This is a genomic window from Salinibacillus xinjiangensis (assembly GCF_009649735.1).
GTDB lineage: Bacteria > Bacillota > Bacilli > Bacillales > Alkalibacillaceae > Salinibacillus > Salinibacillus xinjiangensis.
The window spans coordinates 1-20490 of record NZ_WJNH01000001.1 but is presented as its reverse complement, the minus strand read 5'-3'; the positions used below and the strand labels follow the sequence as shown (position 1 = coordinate 20490).

Annotated in this window: 18 protein-coding genes and 1 other RNA gene; 12 read left to right on the top strand and 7 right to left on the bottom strand. The window is 39.3% G+C overall.

Features of this window, described 5'->3' with window-relative positions; all coding sequences use genetic code 11:
* Positions 1-5: 5 nt before the first annotated feature.
* From tpiA to yhfH, 4 genes are all read left to right on the top strand, one after another.
* Entirely contained in the window at positions 6-767 is a 762-nt protein-coding gene (gene tpiA, locus GH754_RS00095; RefSeq protein WP_153726708.1) for a triose-phosphate isomerase, read from the top strand.
* Positions 760-2298, top strand: coding sequence for a 2,3-bisphosphoglycerate-independent phosphoglycerate mutase (gpmI, locus tag GH754_RS00090; RefSeq protein ID WP_153726707.1), 1539 nt, complete (start codon positions 760-762; stop codon positions 2296-2298). The genes tpiA and gpmI overlap by 8 nt, the downstream gene beginning before the upstream one ends.
* A 45-nt stretch (positions 2299-2343) precedes the next feature.
* Positions 2344-3630 (top strand): phosphopyruvate hydratase, encoded by a 1287-nt coding sequence (gene eno, locus GH754_RS00085; RefSeq protein WP_153726706.1) that lies wholly within the window; start codon positions 2344-2346, stop codon positions 3628-3630.
* A gap of 192 nt (positions 3631-3822) precedes the next feature.
* Positions 3823-3939, top strand: coding sequence for a protein YhfH (gene yhfH, locus GH754_RS00080; protein ID WP_153726705.1), 117 nt, complete (start codon positions 3823-3825; stop codon positions 3937-3939).
* Positions 3940-4106: 167 nt separating this feature from the next.
* On the opposite strand, the gene ptsP is transcribed toward yhfH, so the two are convergent.
* Positions 4107-5822 (bottom strand): phosphoenolpyruvate--protein phosphotransferase, encoded by a 1716-nt coding sequence (ptsP, locus tag GH754_RS00075; RefSeq protein ID WP_153726704.1) that lies wholly within the window; start codon positions 5820-5822, stop codon positions 4107-4109.
* 4 nt (positions 5823-5826) lie between these two features.
* Positions 5827-6093, bottom strand: coding sequence for a phosphocarrier protein HPr (locus tag GH754_RS00070; RefSeq protein ID WP_153726703.1), 267 nt, complete (start codon positions 6091-6093; stop codon positions 5827-5829).
* A gap of 393 nt (positions 6094-6486) precedes the next feature.
* On the opposite strand from GH754_RS00070, the gene secG reads away from it, so the two are divergent.
* From secG to rnr, 3 genes are all read left to right on the top strand, one after another.
* The gene (secG, locus tag GH754_RS00065; protein ID WP_153726702.1) at positions 6487-6723 is read left to right on the top strand and encodes a preprotein translocase subunit SecG; all 237 of its coding nucleotides are present in this window, start codon (positions 6487-6489) and stop codon (positions 6721-6723) included.
* A 95-nt stretch (positions 6724-6818) separates the two neighbouring features.
* Positions 6819-7565, top strand: a complete 747-nt coding sequence (locus tag GH754_RS00060; RefSeq protein ID WP_153726701.1) for an alpha/beta hydrolase — start codon at positions 6819-6821, stop codon at positions 7563-7565.
* Positions 7566-7617: 52 nt separating this feature from the next.
* Positions 7618-9924: a ribonuclease R gene (gene rnr, locus GH754_RS00055; RefSeq protein WP_153726700.1), complete on the top strand. Its 2307-nt coding sequence runs from the start codon at positions 7618-7620 to the stop codon at positions 9922-9924.
* Positions 9925-9978: 54 nt separating this feature from the next.
* Here rnr and GH754_RS00050 read toward each other — a convergent pair whose 3' ends face one another.
* Positions 9979-10431, bottom strand: a complete 453-nt coding sequence (locus GH754_RS00050) for a GNAT family N-acetyltransferase (RefSeq protein WP_153726699.1) — start codon at positions 10429-10431, stop codon at positions 9979-9981.
* A gap of 10 nt (positions 10432-10441) precedes the next feature.
* Positions 10442-11305: a GNAT family N-acetyltransferase gene (locus tag GH754_RS00045; RefSeq protein WP_153726698.1), complete on the bottom strand. Its 864-nt coding sequence runs from the start codon at positions 11303-11305 to the stop codon at positions 10442-10444.
* A 278-nt stretch (positions 11306-11583) separates the two neighbouring features.
* On the opposite strand from GH754_RS00045, the gene smpB reads away from it, so the two are divergent.
* Together smpB and ssrA are read left to right on the top strand one after the other, a co-directional pair.
* Positions 11584-12045 (top strand): SsrA-binding protein SmpB, encoded by a 462-nt coding sequence (smpB, locus tag GH754_RS00040; RefSeq protein WP_153726697.1) that lies wholly within the window; start codon positions 11584-11586, stop codon positions 12043-12045.
* Between the two features lie 106 nt (positions 12046-12151).
* Positions 12152-12490, top strand: a transfer-messenger RNA (tmRNA) gene (gene ssrA / locus GH754_RS00035).
* A 648-nt stretch (positions 12491-13138) separates the two neighbouring features.
* Here the strand turns inward: ssrA and GH754_RS00030 are convergent.
* From GH754_RS00030 to GH754_RS00020, 3 genes are all read right to left on the bottom strand, one after another.
* Positions 13139-14050, bottom strand: coding sequence for a VOC family protein (locus GH754_RS00030; protein ID WP_153726696.1), 912 nt, complete (start codon positions 14048-14050; stop codon positions 13139-13141).
* Positions 14051-14126: 76 nt separating this feature from the next.
* Positions 14127-14642 (bottom strand): SRPBCC family protein, encoded by a 516-nt coding sequence (locus tag GH754_RS00025; RefSeq protein ID WP_153726695.1) that lies wholly within the window; start codon positions 14640-14642, stop codon positions 14127-14129.
* Between the two features lie 96 nt (positions 14643-14738).
* Entirely contained in the window at positions 14739-15065 is a 327-nt protein-coding gene (locus tag GH754_RS00020) for an ArsR/SmtB family transcription factor (protein ID WP_153726694.1), read from the bottom strand.
* Between the two features lie 1108 nt (positions 15066-16173).
* On the opposite strand from GH754_RS00020, the gene GH754_RS00015 reads away from it, so the two are divergent.
* From GH754_RS00015 to GH754_RS00005, 3 genes are read left to right on the top strand one after another with little or no spacing between them, the layout of a single operon-like run.
* Positions 16174-17778, top strand: coding sequence for a spore germination protein (locus tag GH754_RS00015; RefSeq protein ID WP_153726693.1), 1605 nt, complete (start codon positions 16174-16176; stop codon positions 17776-17778).
* Positions 17771-18874 carry a GerAB/ArcD/ProY family transporter gene (locus GH754_RS00010; protein ID WP_153726692.1) on the top strand — a complete coding sequence of 368 codons (1104 nt, stop codon included), beginning with the start codon at positions 17771-17773 and terminating at the stop codon, positions 18872-18874. The genes GH754_RS00015 and GH754_RS00010 overlap by 8 nt, the downstream gene beginning before the upstream one ends.
* Positions 18871-20070: a Ger(x)C family spore germination protein gene (locus tag GH754_RS00005; protein ID WP_153726691.1), complete on the top strand. Its 1200-nt coding sequence runs from the start codon at positions 18871-18873 to the stop codon at positions 20068-20070. Before GH754_RS00010 ends, GH754_RS00005 begins: the two co-directional genes overlap by 4 nt.
* Positions 20071-20490 lie beyond the last annotated feature (420 nt).

Here is a 20490-nt window from a genome sequence, read left to right as displayed (position 1 = left end):
AGAATATGCGTAAAAAAATTATTGCAGGCAACTGGAAAATGAATAAAGTAATCTCTGAAGCTGAACAATTTCTAAACGAAGTAAAAACAAGCATTCCATCATCCGACCAAGTGGATAGTGTTGTTTGTGCTCCGTTTTTATCTCTTCCTGCACTTGTAGAACAAGCAAAGGGAACAGATGTTAAAATTGCAGCTCAAAACATGCACTATGAAGAAAATGGAGCATTCACAGGCGAAGTAAGTCCTGTCATGCTACAAGATTTAGGTGTCGACTATGTTGTACTAGGACATTCAGAGCGCCGTGAGATGTTTAATGAAACAGATGAATCTGTAAACAAAAAAGTGAAGGCAGCATTTGACCATAACATCACGCCAATTGTTTGTGTAGGCGAGACTTTAACCCAGCGTGATGCAAATGAAACCAAACCACATGTTGAAAAACAAGTAAAAGCTGCACTTGAGGGCCTAAGTGAGCAACAGGTAAAAGAAACAGTTATCGCTTATGAGCCAATTTGGGCAATTGGTACTGGAAAAACAGCGTCTTCTGAAGATGCCAATGAAGTTTGTGCTCACATCCGTGAAGTTGTGAAAACGACTGTTTCTGAGGATGTAGCCAATGAGGTTCGTATTCAATATGGTGGAAGTGTGAAGCCTGCCAACGTTGATGAATTATTAGCGCAATCTGATATTGATGGCGCTCTTGTAGGAGGGGCAAGCCTTGAGCCTGAATCCTTCCTTAAGCTAGTGGAGGCAGGTAAACATGAGTAATGATAAATTAGCAGCTTTAATTATATTAGATGGTTTTGCGTTAAGGGATGAGGAAAAAGGAAATGCGGTTGCACAAGCCAATACGCCAAACTTTGACCGCTACTGGAACCAATTTCCCCATACTCAATTGCAAGCAAGCGGGAAAGCAGTAGGACTTCCAGAAGGACAAATGGGGAACTCAGAGGTTGGCCACTTAAATATTGGAGCAGGTCGTGTAGTCTATCAAAGTCTGAGCCGCATCAACCTATCTATTGAAAATCAAAGCTTTTTCGAAAACGAACAATTTAATGATGTTGTAGAGCATGTGAAGAATAAAGACAAAGCTCTTCACATATTCGGCCTTTTATCAGATGGAGGCGTCCACAGCCATATTGAGCATCTATTTGCGATTTTGAAAATGGCTGCTGATAAAGGACTAGAAAAAGTTTATGTTCATGCCTTTTTAGATGGACGTGATGTAGGACCGAAATCCGGATCTACATATATCAATCAAACTGAAGAAAAAATGAAGGAATACGGTGTTGGACAATTTGCCACGATCTCTGGGCGTTATTACGCCATGGACCGTGATCAACGTTGGGAACGTACGAAGCTTGCCTATCGTGCCATGGTATATGGAGAGGGACCAAAGTTCGATAACCCTCACCAAGTGTTAGAGGATTCCTATGATGAAGAGGTATTTGATGAATTTGTCATTCCAGCCGTTATGGTAGATGACCAGGGTGAGCCTGTTGCAACAGTTCAGGATGAGGATGCGGTTATCTTTTATAACTTCAGACCAGACCGTGCTGTACAAATGACCAAAACCTTTACAAATCCTGATTTCGAAGGCTTTGATTTAGGTGATAAGGCCCCAAAAAACGTGCAATTTGTCATGCTAACCCAATATAGTGATGATATCCAAGCGAACGTTGCCTTTGGTCCGAACCACTTGAAAAATACGATTGGTGAAGTCGTTGCTGATCAGGGACTAACGCAACTGCGAATTGCTGAGACGGAAAAGTTCCCGCATGTTACCTACTTTATGAGTGGGGGGCGTGAGCAAAAGTTTAAAAGTGAGGATCGTATTTTGATTAACTCGCCAAAGGTTGCAACTTATGACTTGAAACCTGAAATGAGTGCCTACGAAGTAACAGATGCACTTGTGAAGGACTTAGATGAAGGAAATCATAATTTAATCCTCTTGAATTTTGCTAACCCTGATATGGTTGGCCACTCAGGAAAATTGGAGCCAACAATCAAGGCGATTGAGGCTGTTGATGAATGTCTAGGTCGAGTGGTTGATAAGATTCTCGAAAAGGGTGGACATGCGATTATTACTGCCGACCACGGGAATTCCGACGAGGTCGTGACCTTAGAAGGAAAACCAATGACAGCTCATACGACCAACCCTGTTCCTGTTATTGTAACAAAGGAAGGCGTTGAGCTACATGATGAGGGTATTTTGGGTGACTTGTCCCCTACCTTGCTTGATCTTTTAGATGTTGAAAAGCCAATCGAAATGACAGGGAAATCATTAATTAAAAGCTAAGAAGTTCACATACTTATTAAATTAAATTTAAAGGAGAGAATCAAAATGCCTTACATTACTGATGTTTATGCACGCGAAGTACTAGATTCACGCGGTAACCCTACAGTCGAAGTCGAAGTTTATACAGAATCAGGTGCTTATGGTTCAGCGCTTGTACCAAGTGGTGCATCCACAGGTGAATACGAAGCTGTTGAAATGCGTGACGGCGACAAGGACCGTTACCTAGGAAAAGGTGTTCAAAATGCGGTAGCCAACGTTAACGAAATTATCGCTCCAGAATTAATCGGCTATGATGCAACACGGCAAGTAGATATTGATGAGTTAATGATTGAGTTAGACGGAACAGACAACAAAGGTAACCTTGGGGCTAATGCAATTCTAGGTGTTTCCATGGCCGTTGCACATGCTGCAGCTGACTTTGTGGGACTACCACTATATCAATACTTAGGCGGATTCAACGCAAAAGTGCTACCTACACCAATGATGAACATTCTAAATGGTGGAGAGCACGCCGACAATAACGTTGACATCCAAGAATTTATGGTTATGCCTGTTGGCGCGCCAAGCTTTAAAGAAGCACTACGCATGGGTGCAGAGATTTTCCATAGCTTGAAAAAAGTTTTAAAGTCAAAAGGCTACAATACTGGTGTTGGGGACGAGGGTGGATTCGCTCCTAACCTGAAGTCTAACGAAGAAGCGCTTGAAACCATCGTAGAAGCAATCAAAGAGGCTGGTTATAAGCCTGATGAAGAAGTGAAGCTTGCGATGGATGTGGCTTCCTCTGAAATTTATGAAGATGGCAAGTACAACTTAAAAGGTGAAGGCGTTGTTCGTACTTCTGAGGAAATGGTTCAATGGTATGAAGACTTAGTTAGTAAATACCCAATCATTTCAATTGAAGACGGTCTAGATGAAAACGACTGGGATGGCCACAAAATGCTAACAGAACGCATTGGTGACCGCGTACAGCTCGTTGGAGACGACTTGTTTGTAACGAACACTGAGCGTCTTGGCCGTGGAATTGAGCAGGGCGTGGGCAACTCCATCCTTGTTAAAGTGAACCAAATCGGTACACTAACTGAAACTTTTGAAGCAATCGAAATGGCGAAAACAGCTGGCTACACTGCAGTCATCTCTCACCGTTCTGGTGAAACCGAAGACGCAACCATTGCTGACATCGCTGTTGCAACAAATGCAGGCCAAATCAAGACTGGTGCACCATCCCGTACTGACCGCGTTGCGAAGTATAACCAATTGCTTCGTATCGAGGATATCGTAGGAGCTCCAGCAGTTTATGCAGGTGTTGAGGCGTTTTATAATTTGAATAAGTAATTTGCGGAAACGGCATCCTAAAGGATGCCGTTTTTTCATGCATCAATAGACTGATTTATAGATAATTTTAACTAAAATGAGAAAAGGTGTTGTATTGAATTACACACTGTTATATAGTAATTAATAAATAAATTAACTGTATTAATACAGGGGTCGTAAACCTCATTCATTAAAAATGTGTAGGAGAGTGTAATGATGAAAACGAATGGTCAGGAGAAGTACTGTACCGAATGTGGAGAAGTAATTGAGGAAAGAGGATTACCTTTTTTTAACGAGTGTGAAAAGTGTTTGAGAAAAGTGGATTTGTAAAAGTTTCAAATTTAATCAACTAAGTAGCTAAAATTTCCTCAATTAAAAAGCTTTCCAAAGAGTTACTTCCTTGGAAAGCTTTTTAGTCCGGCTAATCTGAGTTAATCCAATATATTTTATAGCAAAAAAAGCCGATAGACCTATGCCTATCGACTCCTTCAAAACTATTATTCAGTAATCTCCTTCACCAATTCCACAACTTCCTCAGTAGTAGACTTGCTCAACAATTCATCCTTACGTGCTGCGATTTGTTCCTTAGACAGCTTACGTAGCTGTGAGCGTGCTGGAAGGATAGATGTTGCGCTCATGCTGAATTCGTCTAGTCCTAAGCCAAGTAAGATTGGGATGGCGATTGGGTCGCCTGCCATTTCTCCACACATACCGGACCATTTGCCCTCTGCGTGTGCAGCTTCAATCACGTTGTGTACGAGATTTAAAATGGCTGGGTGATATGGTTGATATAAGTATGATACTTTTTCGTTCATGCGGTCTGCTGCCATTGTGTACTGAATTAAATCATTTGTACCGATACTGAAGAAATCTACTTCCTTAGCAAATTGACGTGCAATGACTGCTGTTGATGGGATTTCGACCATAATACCAACTTCGATATCGTCGGAAACTTCCACGCCTTCTTGCTTCAAATTATCCTTTTCTTCAAGAAGTAACTCTTTAGCTTGTCTAAATTCATCAACGGTTGCGACCATTGGGAACATGATTTTAAGATTTCCATAAACACTTGCACGTAATAAGGCTCTTAGCTGTGTACGGAAAATGTCATCACGCTCTAAGCAAAAACGAATGGCACGAAAGCCTAAGAATGGGTTTAATTCTTTTGGTAGATCTAAGTAATCTAGTTCCTTGTCGCCGCCAATATCAAGTGTGCGAACAACAACAGGCTTTTCTTTGCCTAGGCCTTCAAGGACTGCTTTATAAGCCTCAAATTGCTCTTCTTCAGTTGGAAGGCTGGTTTTGCCCATATATAAAAACTCTGTTCGATATAGGCCGACACCCTCGCCTCCATTGCGTAGAACGCCGTCTACATCGTCTGGCGTACCAATATTAGCAACAAGTTCGACTTGAACATTATCTGAGGTTACAGATGGCTCGTCCTTTAATTTAGCCCATTCAGCTTTTTGTTCTTCGTATTGGCTCTGCTTTTGTTCATATTCCTTACGTTCATCATCGCTTGGATTGATTAATACTTTTCCCTCTAAACCGTCAATAATGACCATATCTCCGTCTTTTACACTTTGAGTAATCTCTTTAGTTCCGACGATTGCTGGGATTTCTAATGAACGTGCCATAATGGCTGAGTGAGATGTACGACCACCGATATCAGTTGTAAAGCCTTTAACGAATTCCTTGTTGAGCTGTGCTGTATCAGATGGAGTTAAATCCTTCGCTACAACAATCACTTCTTCATTAATTAAAGCAGGGTTAGGAAACGGCGCTTCTAATAAATGTGCCATCACACGCTTGGTCACATCTTGAATGTCTGCTGCACGTTCACGCATGTATTCGTTGTCCATGTTTTGGAACATGGTAATAAACATGTTCGCTGTTTCATCAAGAGCAGCCTCTGCATTTACAGAATCATTTTTAATTTTATCTTCCATTGGTTGAATGAGCTCAGGGTCACTCAACACGAGAAGATGAGCTGAGAAAATTTCTGCATGCTCATCTCCTAATTTTTCTTTTGTATGATTTTTAATCTTTTCTAATTCTTCTTTAGACTTTTCGATTGCAGATTCGAGTCGTTGAATTTCTTCCTCTGGATTCTCTATTTTTTTCGTTTCAAAGGTAAGATCTGGACTTTCTAACAGGTAAGCCTTTGCAATAGCTATACCATTAGATGCTGCAATACCTGTTATGTGACTCATAAAACTATTCCCCCAGGCCTTCGTTTTTCATTACATCAGCAAGAGCTTTGATGGCATCGTCTTCGTCTTTACCTTCAGCAGTAATTTTTACTTCTGCTCCTGATGGAATTCCAAGAGACATAATGCCCATGATGGACTTTAAGTTAACGGACTTTCCGTTGTATTCCATATTAATGTCTGAATTGAACTTTCCTGCATTTTGTACAAGCAATGTTGCTGGACGAGCGTGTACACCTTCAGATGCTGTTATTTTAAATGTTTGTTCTGCCATATTAATTTTCCTCCTATAAAAACATGGTAATGGTTATGTTTTAGTCTGTTCAATTTATAAGTTAAGCATGAGTGTCGATTGTTGTCAAAACATAGGTATTGCATTTAAATAAATTATATAATTTGGTTACATTTAGTGTCAGCCGCTAACTTATATTTATACGAAAAAACATACCTGATTTATTGTATCGTAAGCCCTTTCTAATTATCAATCAAAAACAATCAAAAATGCTCAAATTCCACAAAAAATTCACATTTACATATTTCATTCAAAAGTCTGATAAAATAATGTTTCATCTTGCCCCACAACTATTTTTGTGCTACATTAAATGAAGGTAATGAACGCTAGGAATTCGAAGGACTTTCCTTTTTACTAGGAGGTGTAGCAGCAGACATGTATGGATTATTTATAACTTTACTTGTGATTGATGCTCTTATTATGATCGTATTAGTATTACTGCAATCTGGAAAAAGCGCGGGATTATCAGGAGCCATTTCTGGGGGAGCTGAACAGTTGTTTGGGAAACAGAAAGCTCGTGGTATTGATGCCGTTTTACACCGGGCGACTATTGTTACGGGAATTCTTTTCTTTGTTTTTACCTTTGCGCTCGGATATATTGTTCAAGCCTAGACAGCAAGCATCTACTTGCTGTTTTTTTATTGCCTAGAAATAGCATTTTACCAAAAAGGAATTATACATAAGCTATCTTTAAGGAGTTGACGAACATGAAAATAAAAACACCAGAGCCATTTACGTTTGAAGGTGGAAAGCGGGCCGTTTTATTACTACATGGTTTTACAGGCCATAGTGCAGATGTCAGAATGCTTGGACGCTTTTTGCAAAAAAAGGGGTACACAACACATGCGCCAATCTATCGAGGTCATGGGGCTCCACCAGAAGAATTGATTAAGTATGAGGCCGATGATTGGTGGGAGGATGTCCAGCAGGCTCTTCACCATTTGCGTGTGTTAGGCCATGATGAGATTGCTGTTTGTGGACTATCTTTAGGAGGAGTACTCAGTCTGAAGCTCGCTTACACGGAACCGATGATGGGTGTCATCCCAATGTGTGCACCAATGTTCTTTGATAATACTAGCCAATTGACAGTAGGATTTAAGCAGTTCGCCAAGGAATATAAGCAGCTAGAAGAAAAAGATGAGGGTCAGATTCAGGAAGAAATCAAGGAGCTAATGGCTAATTCTACTAATACATTCAATAAACTAGGGAAATTTATAACCGATGTTCACGATCATGTTGACCACATCTACACGCCGACCTTTGTGGTACAAGCAAGAAATGATCAAATGATCAATACGGATAGTGCAGAGTATATTTATGAAAATGTGGAAGCTGATGAAAAAAATATTAAGTGGTATGAAGAGTCAGGACATGTAATTACCTTAGACAAGGAACGCGATCAATTGCACGAAGATATTTATGAGTTTCTTGAGACGCTTGATTGGACATACTAAAAGGAAATAGTGTCGTTTAAAAGGGCAACTGTAGAAAGGACGGTGAAAAACGTTGAGTAGTTTAAAGGAGAAAATTTTAACCTATTTTAATGAACACGCCAAACCTCTTTCGGTTCATGAGATTGAGGATGTGCTTGAATTAGATGAGGATGCAGAGGAATTTAAAGACTTAGTCAAAACGTTAAATGATTTAGAACAGGATGGAGAGCTTGTTCGTACTCGGAAAAATAGGTACGGATTACCTGAAAAAATGAATCTCATACGTGGAACAATTCAAATGCATGCCAAGGGTTTTGCGTTCCTAATCCCAGATGAAGAGGGAAGAGATGATGTTTTTCTCAACAACCGTGATTTGAACTCGGCTATGAATGGTGACCGGGTCATGGTTCGCATTGAGTCTGGAGGAGAGGGCGGTCAACGAGCAGAAGGAACTGTTATTCGAATCCTCGAACGCAACAATAATAAAATTGTGGGAACCTACCAGGATAATGGTGCATTTGGGTTTGTGATAGCCGATGACAAGCGGATACCTCATGATATTTTTATACCAAAGTCTGAAACCAATGGCGCAGTTGATGGACATAAAGTGATTGTGGAAATTACCAAGTATCCAGAAGACCGAATGAGTGCAGAAGGCTCTGTATTAGAAATTTTAGGTCATAAAAATGATCCCGGAATCGATATTTTGTCCATTATTTATAAGCATGGAATTAAGTCTGATTTTCCTCCAGAGGTGATGGAGCAGGCGAACCAAGTGCCAGATTCCATTGATCCATCAGAAATAGAAAATCGACGTGATCTTCGCGAAGAGACAATCATTACCATTGACGGTGCAGATGCAAAGGATTTAGATGATGCCGTCACCGTAAAAAGGCTTGAAAATGGGAATTACAAGCTTGGCGTCTATATTGCAGATGTATCTTATTACGTCAAAGAGGGTTCTCCGATTGATGAAGAGGGGTTTGAAAGAGGGACAAGCGTTTATTTAACAGACCGAGTGATTCCGATGATTCCCCATCGGTTATCAAATGGAATCTGCTCTTTAAATCCTCGAGTAGACCGACTAACCCTTGGATGTGAAATGGAAATCACAGACCAGGGAGAAGTGGTGAATCATGATATCTTCCAAAGTGTGATCAAAACGACGGAACGGATGACCTATTCCGATGTTAATAAAATTCTAGTAGAAGAAGACGAAGGACTCCGCAGCAAGTATGAACACATTACGCCGATGCTTGAGAATATGGAGACTCTTGCTCAAATTTTACGCACCAAGCGTATGGGACGTGGGGCAATTGATTTTGATTTTAAAGAGGCAAAGGTTGAAGTAAATGAGTCCGGGGAAGCGACAGACGTTGTGCTAAGAGAGCGTTCCGTTGGGGAGAGACTTATTGAGGAGTTTATGCTGGCCGCCAACGAAACGATAGCAGAGCATTTTCACTGGATGCAGGTACCGTTTATTCACCGTATACATGAGGAGCCTAATGAAGAAAAACTCCAGCATTTCTTTGAATTTATTGCCAACCTAGGCTATGTTGTGCGTGGTACAGCTAATGACATCCATCCAAAGGCACTGCAAGCTGTGTTAGAAGAGGTAAAAGGCACCCAAGAAGAGATGGTTATTTCCAAGTTGATGCTTCGTTCGATGCAACAGGCGAAATATGATCCAAACAGTGTAGGTCACTTTGGGTTATCAACTGAATTTTATACCCATTTCACGTCACCAATTAGACGTTATCCGGATTTAATTGTTCACCGTTTAATTCGAACGTATTTAGTTGAAAAGAAATTAGACCCGAAAACGAGAGAATATTGGAAGGACAGTTTACCGGAAATCGCGCGTCATACGTCCGCAATGGAGCGCCGTGCTGTTGATGCCGAACGAGAAACAGATGACTTGAAGAAGGCTGAATATATGCAAGGCAAAATTGGTGAGGAATTCGATGGGGTGATAAGCTCTGTTACGAATTTCGGGATGTTTGTGGAATTGCCGAACACCATTGAGGGGCTTGTCCATGTCAGTTTCCTAACTGATGACTACTACCATTTTGATCAGCAAAGCTATGCCATGATTGGTGAACGCACGGGCAATGTATTCCGCATTGGTGACGAAATTACCGTACGATGCGTGAATGTCAATCTTGATGAGCGGGATATTGACTTTGAAATTGTGGGAATGAAACCGCGGAAAGAACGACCAGTTAAGGATCGTCCTACTGTGATTAAAGCAAAGGATAAAAAGGAAAAGAAAAAATCTCCGAGCAAAAATGCACCGAATCGTAATAAGAAGTCGGGAAAGAAAGCTAAGCAGAAACCTTTTTATCAAAGTGCTCCGAAAAAGAAGAAAAAGAAAAAGTAAGAGAAAAGGCCTAACATTGCGTATTAGGCCTTTTTTGGTTTGGATGTGTTCTAATCAACGTGTTCTTCTAACTAGCTCAATCAACGACAACTGTTCATCCTTTGATACTGTTCTATGTTTAATAAATCCATTCTTTTCGTACAATTTTATTGCAGGTTTGTTTTTAGCTGCCGTTGAAACTAAACATGTTTTCGCCGAGGTGTTTTTTAGAACATATCGAAGAAGTTTTTGAGCAATGCCTCGTCTGAAAAAGTTAGGATGGACAGCTAATCGGCAAATCGTCATGACGTTTCTGTCAAATTCAATAGAGATAAAACCAGCTAAAGTCTCTTCCGCATAAAAGCCGTAAAAGTGTTCATGCACCTGTTGGATATCGTCTATCCATTCTAAAAGGGGAGGAAGGTTTGGATAGCCAATTCTTTTCGCCTCTATCTGATAAGCAAACTTTTGTATATCCAGAATATCTAAAGCAACCTGGTCATCCTGTAAATTTAATGGACGTATCATTTATTATTCCTCATGATTTCACCCATTCTCCGTGTAAAATCCATGGCTTCAGAACCTCAAATTTGTCTAATTGCTCAGCGTTATTTAATCCTTCCTTGGTCATATCAATCCATAGTCTATGTTCAGTAAAATGATTCTCCAGACTGTACATAATGGTGTTCCAGAAACCTGGCTGTTGAAAATGGTCATTCCATGGATACATCACCATCGCGTAGATTTCCTTCTTTTGATCTTCTTTTACGATGAAGAATCTTGACTGGTCATCATTCACGTAAAACACGGATTGCTCCAAACCATCATCACTTAATAAATAATCCGCATATGGAAATGGATAGTAGCATTGATATGGGAAAACTTCAAATTCACTTTTACCAAATAATTTTAAAATATTGCGTTTCTCTTCTTTTGTCGTAAGCTTATTCCATAGTGCACCAGATTTCCCTTCTACAGTCTCTCCTTCATAAAGCTTAACGGGATAAAGTGGAGTGTAAGACGGAAAACCAAGCTTTTGTAACACTTTAAGTGCTGGTTTGTTATGTTCCTCAGTGTTGGCGCCTATCCAATGAATTTGTGGATTAGCCTTCAATTCATCGATGATTTTTGTTAACAGCTCTGTTGCATTTCCTTTCCCTAAATAACGGCGATCACTTCGCAAACGTCCAAGCATTGCATAGTGGTGGGCGAATATTGAGTAGCCAGCAACTGAAAGCATTCTGTTCTGTTCAAACAAACCATATAACTCATGCTCTGGACTATTCACAAGTCTTGGAAAAATACGCACCACATAATCATCTTCAATTCCTGTTTCCATTTGTGCTAAGGTATGTAAATCTTCATCATTAAGTTTACGGATTTGTAATAAACTATTTGTCATGTGGTTAAGGACCTCCTATGTTGAATTTCTTATTTTAATATTCTCACATGGACAGAAAAAAAGTCTATGGATAAATGTTTATTTTGGGTTCATGATGCTTGAAAAATCGTCATGAAGCTAATAACGGGTGTCAAGAGGGGTTCATGAAGCCCGGAAAATGGCCAAAGAGCCAAAACCGGTCGGCATAAGTGATTAAGATCCCTTTGATACGGGTTTTGCTTTTAAAGAGCCGTTGATTCTGTTAAAATATCTTGTACGTAGTTATAGGAGGAAGTTCTATGCCAAAAGGTCAAGGGAAAGTCATTGCCCAGAACAGAAAAGCAAATCATGATTATTTTATAGAAGAAACATATGAAGCAGGTATTGCATTAAAGGGTACTGAAATTAAATCGATCCGAGCAGGACGTGTGAATTTAAAGGATGCGTTTGCCCGTATTGATAAAGGAGAAGTATTTGTTCACAATATGCACATTTCTCCGTATGAACAAGGAAATCGTTTTAACCACGACCCATTACGTACAAGAAAGCTTTTAATGCACCGTAAAGAAATCGATAAGCTTATTGGTTTAACTCAGCAACAAGGGTATTCCTTAGTTCCTTTGAAAATGTACATTAAAAACGGTGTAGCCAAAGTATTGATTGGTCTCGGTAAAGGGAAAAAGAAATATGATAAGCGTGAGGATTTAAAACGAAAGCAAGCCAAACGAGATGTGGAAAGAGCGTTAAAAGATAGGTATTAACAGTATTTTACAGCTGCATCAACTTGAAATTAACTGCTGATGTGTTATAATTAATTATGTCGCTGAAGACGACACCGAGCGATTTACACTTATAATCCGGGGACGTTACGGATTCGACAGGGGTAGATCGAGCTCGGGTTGCGTGCCGAGGTTACGACTCGTAAAACGTTACTCAGTTAAATATAACTGGCAAAGAAAACAATTACTCTTTAGCAGCTGCGTAAGTAGCTCTAAAGGATCCTTCCTGCCATCGCCCATGTGGTAGATTGAAGGGTCTCAAACTTAGTGGGCTATGCTGTTAGTCGCCGTCTGAGGCTGACAGAAGAACTTAATCAGACTAGCCACTTGGAAGCCTGTCGTTAGGCTGAAGAGCTGGTGAAAGATAATATAGCGACTACGCCCGTAGAGACTCGAGTGACGATATCTCTGGACGTGGGTTCGATTAGTAAATAGTCGCCTTATGTGGTAACACATAAGTGAAAATCCGGCTTTATCGGTGAAACCTAAGTCACTTCATATAGTGATAAGGCAATACCGAGCAGTATGTGGAGTAATCCAACAGCTGTGTATCGACTTATAGGCTGCCAAGTTTTTTTGGGTAGTACTAGGATGCGAAATCATGCCTTTTAAAGGTAAATCTACATTTTGCATAAGACGCCGGGGGACCTGGTCAATCAGGTTCAAGATATAGTCAGTGCCATGTCGAAAGCATGGAATCACATGTCCCACCGTCTCCACCATACATAATATGGTGGTTTTTTTATGGACTTTTTTGTGACGTAAAGCATAAGTTTTCCGTTTGGAAAGCTTATGCTTTATTTTATTTCAGGAAATGATATGCTTTATTTTGATGTGTGATATATGTTTTTTTAGTCAAAAATAGCGCTTATTTAATATGAACTCAAAAATATATTATTTCCCAAAAAAACATAAATTGTATGCAGTTTTTTTGCTGCAAAAATTTTTTCTTAAGAAGTCAGGCAAGATTATGGAGCAACTTCATAGTAGACACATACTGCGCAATAAAAAAGCTGGCATTTACCAGCTTTAATATCAATTACTTTTTAATCCGAACCAACACAGTACACAGTGGTTAATTATCTTGATATGCTTCTGTTAATTTTTCTATGTCAAACTTTTTCATTTGAAGAAATGCTTTTGTTAATCGATCCATTTGTTCGTTCGACCCGTTTGCCATCATTTCTCCCATAATCTCTGGCCAGACTTGCCAAGAGACACCGTACTTATCATTCAACCAACCACATTGCTCAGCATTTGGATCTGAGGAAAGCTTTTCCCAATAGTAATCTATCTCTTCTTGATTTTCACACCGAACCAAAAGTGAAATGGCTTCATTAAAATGGAAGGCGTGTGTATGAGCGCTGTCCATTGCGGCAAACCATTGATTCTCAATCATAAAATCTGTAAACATCAAAGTCCCTTCCTGGTCTGGTTCCATGCCAGCAGGATAGCGAGCGATTTCCCCTCGTTTTGAATCATTGAAAACAGAAAGATAAAAGTCACTTGCTTCTTCTGCCTTACCGCACACATCTTGAACATAAATCATTGAAGGTAAGATAAATGGGCGTTCCTTACCTTCAGGGTTCGTGAGGATTAGTTGCCATGTCAGTCCATACTTATCCTGTATCCATCCGTAGCGTTTACTGAACGGATATTCTTGAAGTGGCATAAGTGGTGTTCCGCCTTGAGACAGACGTTCCCACAGCTGATCTAAATTTTCCCTTGCGTTCTTATCTCTTGAAGGATCAAAATTGACAAAAAAAGAAATCGAAGGATTGAACTGAAAATGTGGGCCACCATTTATGGCCATGAATGAATATCCATCGATATTAAATGATACGACATCGCTATCCCCAGATGGTGTGTTGCGAAATGTTGTGATATTGGTGACTTTAGAATTAGGAAAAATGGATGTATAAAATTGAGCAGCTTCTTTTGCTTCCTGATTGAACCACAGATGGGGGACTATTTTTTGATTTATCATTGATATTCCTTCCCTCTTAATTATGGATTATGATTTCTTCTATTTTTGAAAAGACGGCTTTCAGAAGAAAATTCCTTTATTTGATCTCGTTCATACGGTCTTCCAGACGGTTCCAAGTTTCGGTAATGCCTTGTAACATTCCCATGTCCATGACTGATTTGAGAGCTTCTGCAGACACATATTCAGCGCGGTTAACAAGCTTCGTTTTCCCATCTGTATCAATGAATTCCAACGTGACCTCGGTTGAAGGCATATCCTGGTTGATATTGCCTTCAGCATCCGAGAAATAATCGGTGTAAACGATCGTTTCTGGCTCGATTATGTCCTTGTAAACGACTTTGCCCCAAGATTCCATACCATAAAATTCACCTTGATTTTTGTCCATGCACTTCATACAAAAGTGCCATATACCACCCGGTCGGAAATCAATGTGGCAAACCGGAAGTTCCCAACCATTAGGTCCCCACCAATGCTTGAGGTGTTCTGGATCTTTAAACATGTTGAATACGAGATCGCGTGGTGCATCAAATATGCGTTCCAATATTAATACGCGATCGTTCTCTACTCTTGAGCTTATTTCGTTGATTGACATCTAAACTCCTCCATTCAATTAAATAACTTTTTTTATTAGCGATTTGTAACATGACTTTACTAATATTTGATTTTGTTACGATAACAAACCAACACATCAATTGAGTGGTTTTTTCCCCTGCAATACGTTAAGATAATCGTTCAACTGATCCATCCGGGACTCCCACAATCGACGGTAGGACTCGAGCCACTTATCTAACTCTTGAAGCGGTTCTGGTCTTAGTCTATAAATACGACGGTTAGCTACTTGCTGAACTTCGACTATACCAGCTTCGCTTAATACGCGAAGATGTTTCGAGGTTTGGGGCTGGTTTAACTCTAGCTGCTTCGCAATCTCTCCTACTGGAAGCGATCCATTTAGAAGAAGTTCGACGATATCAAGTCGATTGGGTTCAGCCAGGGCACTGAAGGTTTGCACGTTCATGTTGAATCCTCTCCCACTTGTGTGTTTTCTAAAACTATTTAGAGATTACCACCTTCTAATTTTTAACATTTTGAATATGTCGTACCTCGTTGCTAATTTAATTATTCCATAATAGGAATATTCCTGTCAAGGAATATTAGTGATTATTAATCGCTATAGTATTGAAATTTACAGTGTTTATATAATAATTAGTATTTAAGGAGGAAGTGTTGTAACTGAAAAAACTTGATTATGTATCTGATGAAATGCGTGACCTAAAATAGAATTTGATCAACTGATTAAGCCTAATAGGGCTACCTTATGGAAATACTGTAACATGATCACCATTTATCTTGGGATGGGGATGAATTAGTACAAGACACGCTGTTAAAGTCATACAGTACCTTGCCAAGGTTATTTCAACTATTAATTTCCTAAAAGATATTTATTTTGAATCGCAACAAATAACTGCGTAGTTCAAAGATACTATTCAATAGAAAAAGGATGTTCAACAATCGGGTGCATTTCCATATTAGGTAGTACGCCTTTAATAATGTTTTGGGCTGAGTTATGGATCAATTCATCCTTTAATCATAATTCATTTTAGTAGAGTGGGTAGAATTAATAGTATTAAGGAGTCTATCCTTTCGTTTAGTCAACAGAATAAGATACGGCTAATTAATAACAAGAGCAAACATGTTTGATGTTGTCCTTTATAGGATCATCTATTCTTTGATTAGGGGTATTAAAAATGGATAAAAAAAGGAGGCAGACTCTAAAGAGACCAGAGGAATTAGGTATATATAAGTAGCGAAATTATTGAAAACCTAAAACACTATAGAAAATTCAGTGTATTAAAACCGCGATTTTAGAAACAGTGAAAACAATATCAAAATTTCAGTAGTTCATAAATAGCGTATAAATATGAGTGAGTGTGATTTGTAGATTTACAAACTAAACCGAAAATATGTATTAAATTAAGGGATCAAAAAACAGAAATACAGATCAGGTGTAAAATGATCAAATCTAAATTAGATTTGATCGTTTTTAGAATGTTTTAAGGGATTACGAGCATACTGAAAAGGTAAAATATGCTATTAGGGAATTTTTCAACAAAGGAGGGTGGACCATGCTTTTCAGGTTGTTTGGGAAGAAGAAAAAGGAGAAACCCAAGCCTTATAGTCAACAAATGGAGCAAATGAAAAACCAAAAACTAGAGAAAAGGATACAAAAGAATAGTTCTAACTTGAAGGAGATATTTCAAAACGATAGCGACTTTTCATTCCGAGAGTTTCAGTTATTTGGAAATACGTCTGCTGTCGCCTTTTTTATCAGTAGTTTAGTGGATAAAGAAAAAATCAATCGGGATATTATCAAACCACTACAAAAGGAAGAAAAGAGTAAGAAAGAGTCTTCCAAAAGCCCTTCCACGTCCTCCATTTTAAATGAAGTATTATACTACTGTGATGGAGAGATGGGAAGTGATATGAAGGCGGTAATCGATGCTTTGTTACACGGGAAAACCGTCATTTTTATCGATTGTGAAAAAGAAGCCCTATTTCTAGATACATTTAAACCAGAAAAAAGAGGGATTTCCCAACCTGAAACCGAGCGTGTGGTTCGAGGTCCGCGGGACGGATTTATTGAACAGATGCAGACAAACATTTCGCTTCTTCGCTATCGTCTTCCTGTGCCTGAATTCCGAGTTGATCCGATGGAAGTGGGTAAGAAAACAAAGACAAAAGTATCTGTCTGCTATTTAGATAATATAGCTAGTCAAGAATTGATAGATGAAGTCAAAAAGAGAATTCAAGATATAGAGATTGACCGTATTCTGGATGCTGGATATATCGAGCAGTTTATACAAGATAATCCACGCTCTCCATTTCCACAAGTGCAGAACACGGAACGTCCTGATAAAGCAGTTGGAAATGTTTTAGAGGGAAGAGTTGCCATTTTAGTCGATGGCTCCCCGTTTGCTCTCATTGTTCCTGCTATTTTCAATCAGTTCTATCAAACGAGTGAAGATTATATTGAGAGATATATGATTACGAGTATTATTCGTGTAGTTCGCTTTATGGCACTTATCTTTTCTCTTACTTTTTCATCGCTTTATATTACGGTTTTATCGTTTCACCCAGAAATGATCCCTGCACAATTCGTGGTTGCCGCATCAAGTGGGAGGTCGGGTGTCCCCTTTCCTGTGGTGATTGAAGTATTATTGATGGAAGTTGCGATGGAAATACTACGAGAAGCCACCGTTCGAATGCCTCAACAAGTTGGTGGGGCATTATCTATTGTTGGAGTGCTTGTGATTGGAGAAGCAGCCGTATCAGCAGGATTTGTTAGTCCAATTACTGTGGTGATTATTGCCCTATCCACGATTGGGTCTTTTGCCACACCTTCTTACAATGCAGCAATAGCTTTTCGGTTATTAAAGTACCCGTTGATTATCCTATCGGGATTCATTGGGTTACTTGGACTTGCTACAGGGTTGATGTTTATTATTAACCATATGATTTCTTTACGTTCTTTTGGGGTTCCTTATTTCACTCCTGTTTCTCCATGGAATAAGCAAGGATTTAAGGATGCCTTGATTCGTGCACCTCTTCGTTGGCTAACAGAAAGACCAGCGGAACTTCATCCGAAAGATTCAGTACGAGTAGAAAGCGGTGTGAAAGAAGGACCGACAAACCCGCTTGCGGATGAGAAGAGAGGGGATTCTAATGAATAAACAAAGAGATCAAGTAACGAATTTACAACTGGCTTTTATTATATTAAGCACGATGTTTGGGGTTTCCATTTTGTCTTTCATTCGTTTTGTAGTCAAATATGCAGGACTGGGAGCACCATTAGCAAGTTTGGTTGGAATACTTTTGGGGTTTATTGGGTTATTAGGACTTGTTTTCATTGGAAAGAGATTCCCAAAGAAGACTATCATTGGTTATAACGAAATTATCCTCGGAAAGGGTATCGGAAAGGTCTTCAGTTTACTTATTATCTTAATATTTGCAGTTTTGATGGGTTTAGAAACAAGGCATTACGCTGAAGCCATTCAGGGTTCAATTCTTCCCAATACACCGATACAGGTGGCGATAATAGTGATGATTTCGCTTTGTGCTACAACAAGTTTTCAAAATGTCTCTACGTTTGCGTACATACATTTTTTCTATATACCACTTATCCTTATTCCGGTTGTGGTAATCTTTTTTCCAGTTTTTAAGGATGTAGAAATTTACCATTTAACTCCATTTCTGGGGCATGAACCGTCATTTAAGGATTTTATGTTAGGTGCTATGACCACAATGCAAGCTGTTGGTAATTTTACGGTGATTGCAATGGTTATTCCTTTTATGAAAGACCCAAAGAAGAGTATGAAAGGGGCTGTTTGGGGTTATTGGATTACGGGAGCTATTGTTGTTTTCATTGTCACTATCACCGTTGCTGTATTTGGTGAAGAAGAGATTCTTCAAATGTTTTGGCCAATCCTTATACTCGGTAGAATGATTCAAATTCCTGCTGAGATATTCTCACGTATTGATGCGGTCCTTTTGATTTCTTGGATATATGGGGTGTTTACTACGTTGCTATCCTATTATTTTATCGTTGTGAGAGGAATCTGTGAACTCTTTCGCTTCCATCATTATCGGGTGATTTCCATTTGTGGGGCACCAGTTGTCTTCTTGGTTGCTATGGCTCCAAATGACATCTATACCATGTACGATTATATTTTAGTAGTTGTTCGGTATGGACTTTTGCCTTTATTGGGCTATCCCTTCCTTCTTCTTATCTTGGCTGCCATTCGACATAAGAAGGGGGAGGCAGTATGAGGAAGATACCTATATTGTTATCGATGCTCCTTTTTATAACAGGATGTTGGGACCGATACGAATTAGAAGAGCGAGCCAATATATTAGGATTAGCGATAGACATAGCAGAAGAAGAGGACATGAAAGAAGAGCCTGAAGTTACTCATCGAGAGGGAAAGTTTCCTGAAGAAGAAAAAGGGGATTATGTGAAAGTCACCGCCCAAATCTCTCTACCGGGAAAAATTAAATTAGGTCCTGAAGGGGGTGGCGGAGAAGGTTCAGAAAAAAATGCTTGGGTACTCGAAACTGTAGGTCATACCGTGAAAGATGCCATGGCGAACTTGCAGCAACAGCTAGCCGAAAAACTCTATATGGGACATTTACAAATCATTGTCATCTCGGAAGACTTGGCGAAAAGGGGTGTCACGGAAATCAATGATTACTTCAGACGAAACCCTGAAGTACGAAGAACCGCCTGGATGGTAGTAAACGAAAAAGATGCAAGTAAGGTATTAGAAGCATCTCCACCTGTTGAAACTGTCCCGTCCCTATACTTATCAGAAACATTAGATAATTCGGTAAGGTTTGGGAAATTACCAAGAGAGTATTTGGGCAAGTATTGGATTGACTTGTCCGACCCAGGAGTGGATGCTATCCTCCCGACGGTGAAAGTACAAAACAATGACCGTATCTTGCTTGATGGTATGGCATATTTTAAAGGAGAAAAGATGGTAGATAAATTTCCACCTATCGAAATAGGAGTTTATATGTCTATAAAAGAGAAAAATCCAGGAGGGTATGGTAATCCATTATCTCTTTCTAATGAAAAAGGTGTTTATATTGTGAAAGCTACAGAGCGTAAGTCCAAGATCCGCACAAAAGTCGAGAATGGAAAACCAAGTGCCACCATCGAGGTCAAGGTAGATTCTGATATTGTGGAAGAAGTTAATGCTAATCATTTAGACAAAGAAACTGTAAACAAACTAGAAGAAGAATTATCTAAAAAAGCAAAAAACATAGGTGAAGAATTTATTAAGAAACTTAAAGAAGATGGTTCTGATGTGCTTGGGTTGGGGGCAAGAATAAGGGCGAAATACGCAAAGTATTGGGACGAAAAAGTAAAAACGGACGAACAATGGTCTGAAATATATAAAGATATGGACATACAGGTTAATTATGAGATAAACATAAGAAGAACAGGTATGGTATGGAAATAGTAAAGACTCCTTTAGGAGGGGACTGTCCCGTAAGTCATTATTAATGACTTACGGGAATCACCTTTTAGATACCTTTTCATATTATGTTATCGTTTGAATTTAAGAAGGATAACACAAGTAAGTACATAGAGAAAACCTTATAGAAGGTTATCTAAATGAGGAATTTAAAGGAAAATTGGAATAATAGCTAAAAAAGCAGGTTTGCAAGACGATTTTAGTCCTCATGTTATAAGACATACGTATGGAGCTGAACTGGTAGCTATTCAATTTGCTGCGGAGTAGGGAGTGTAATATGAACTGTGTAAGTAAGAAATGCGTACGGTTTCTTACTTGCACAGTCTTTTTATTTGGTAGAATAAATATAAAGCTAAAGGAGTGATTTTGATGGGGAAGTCAAAGAGAGATCCTAACTCCGTAGAA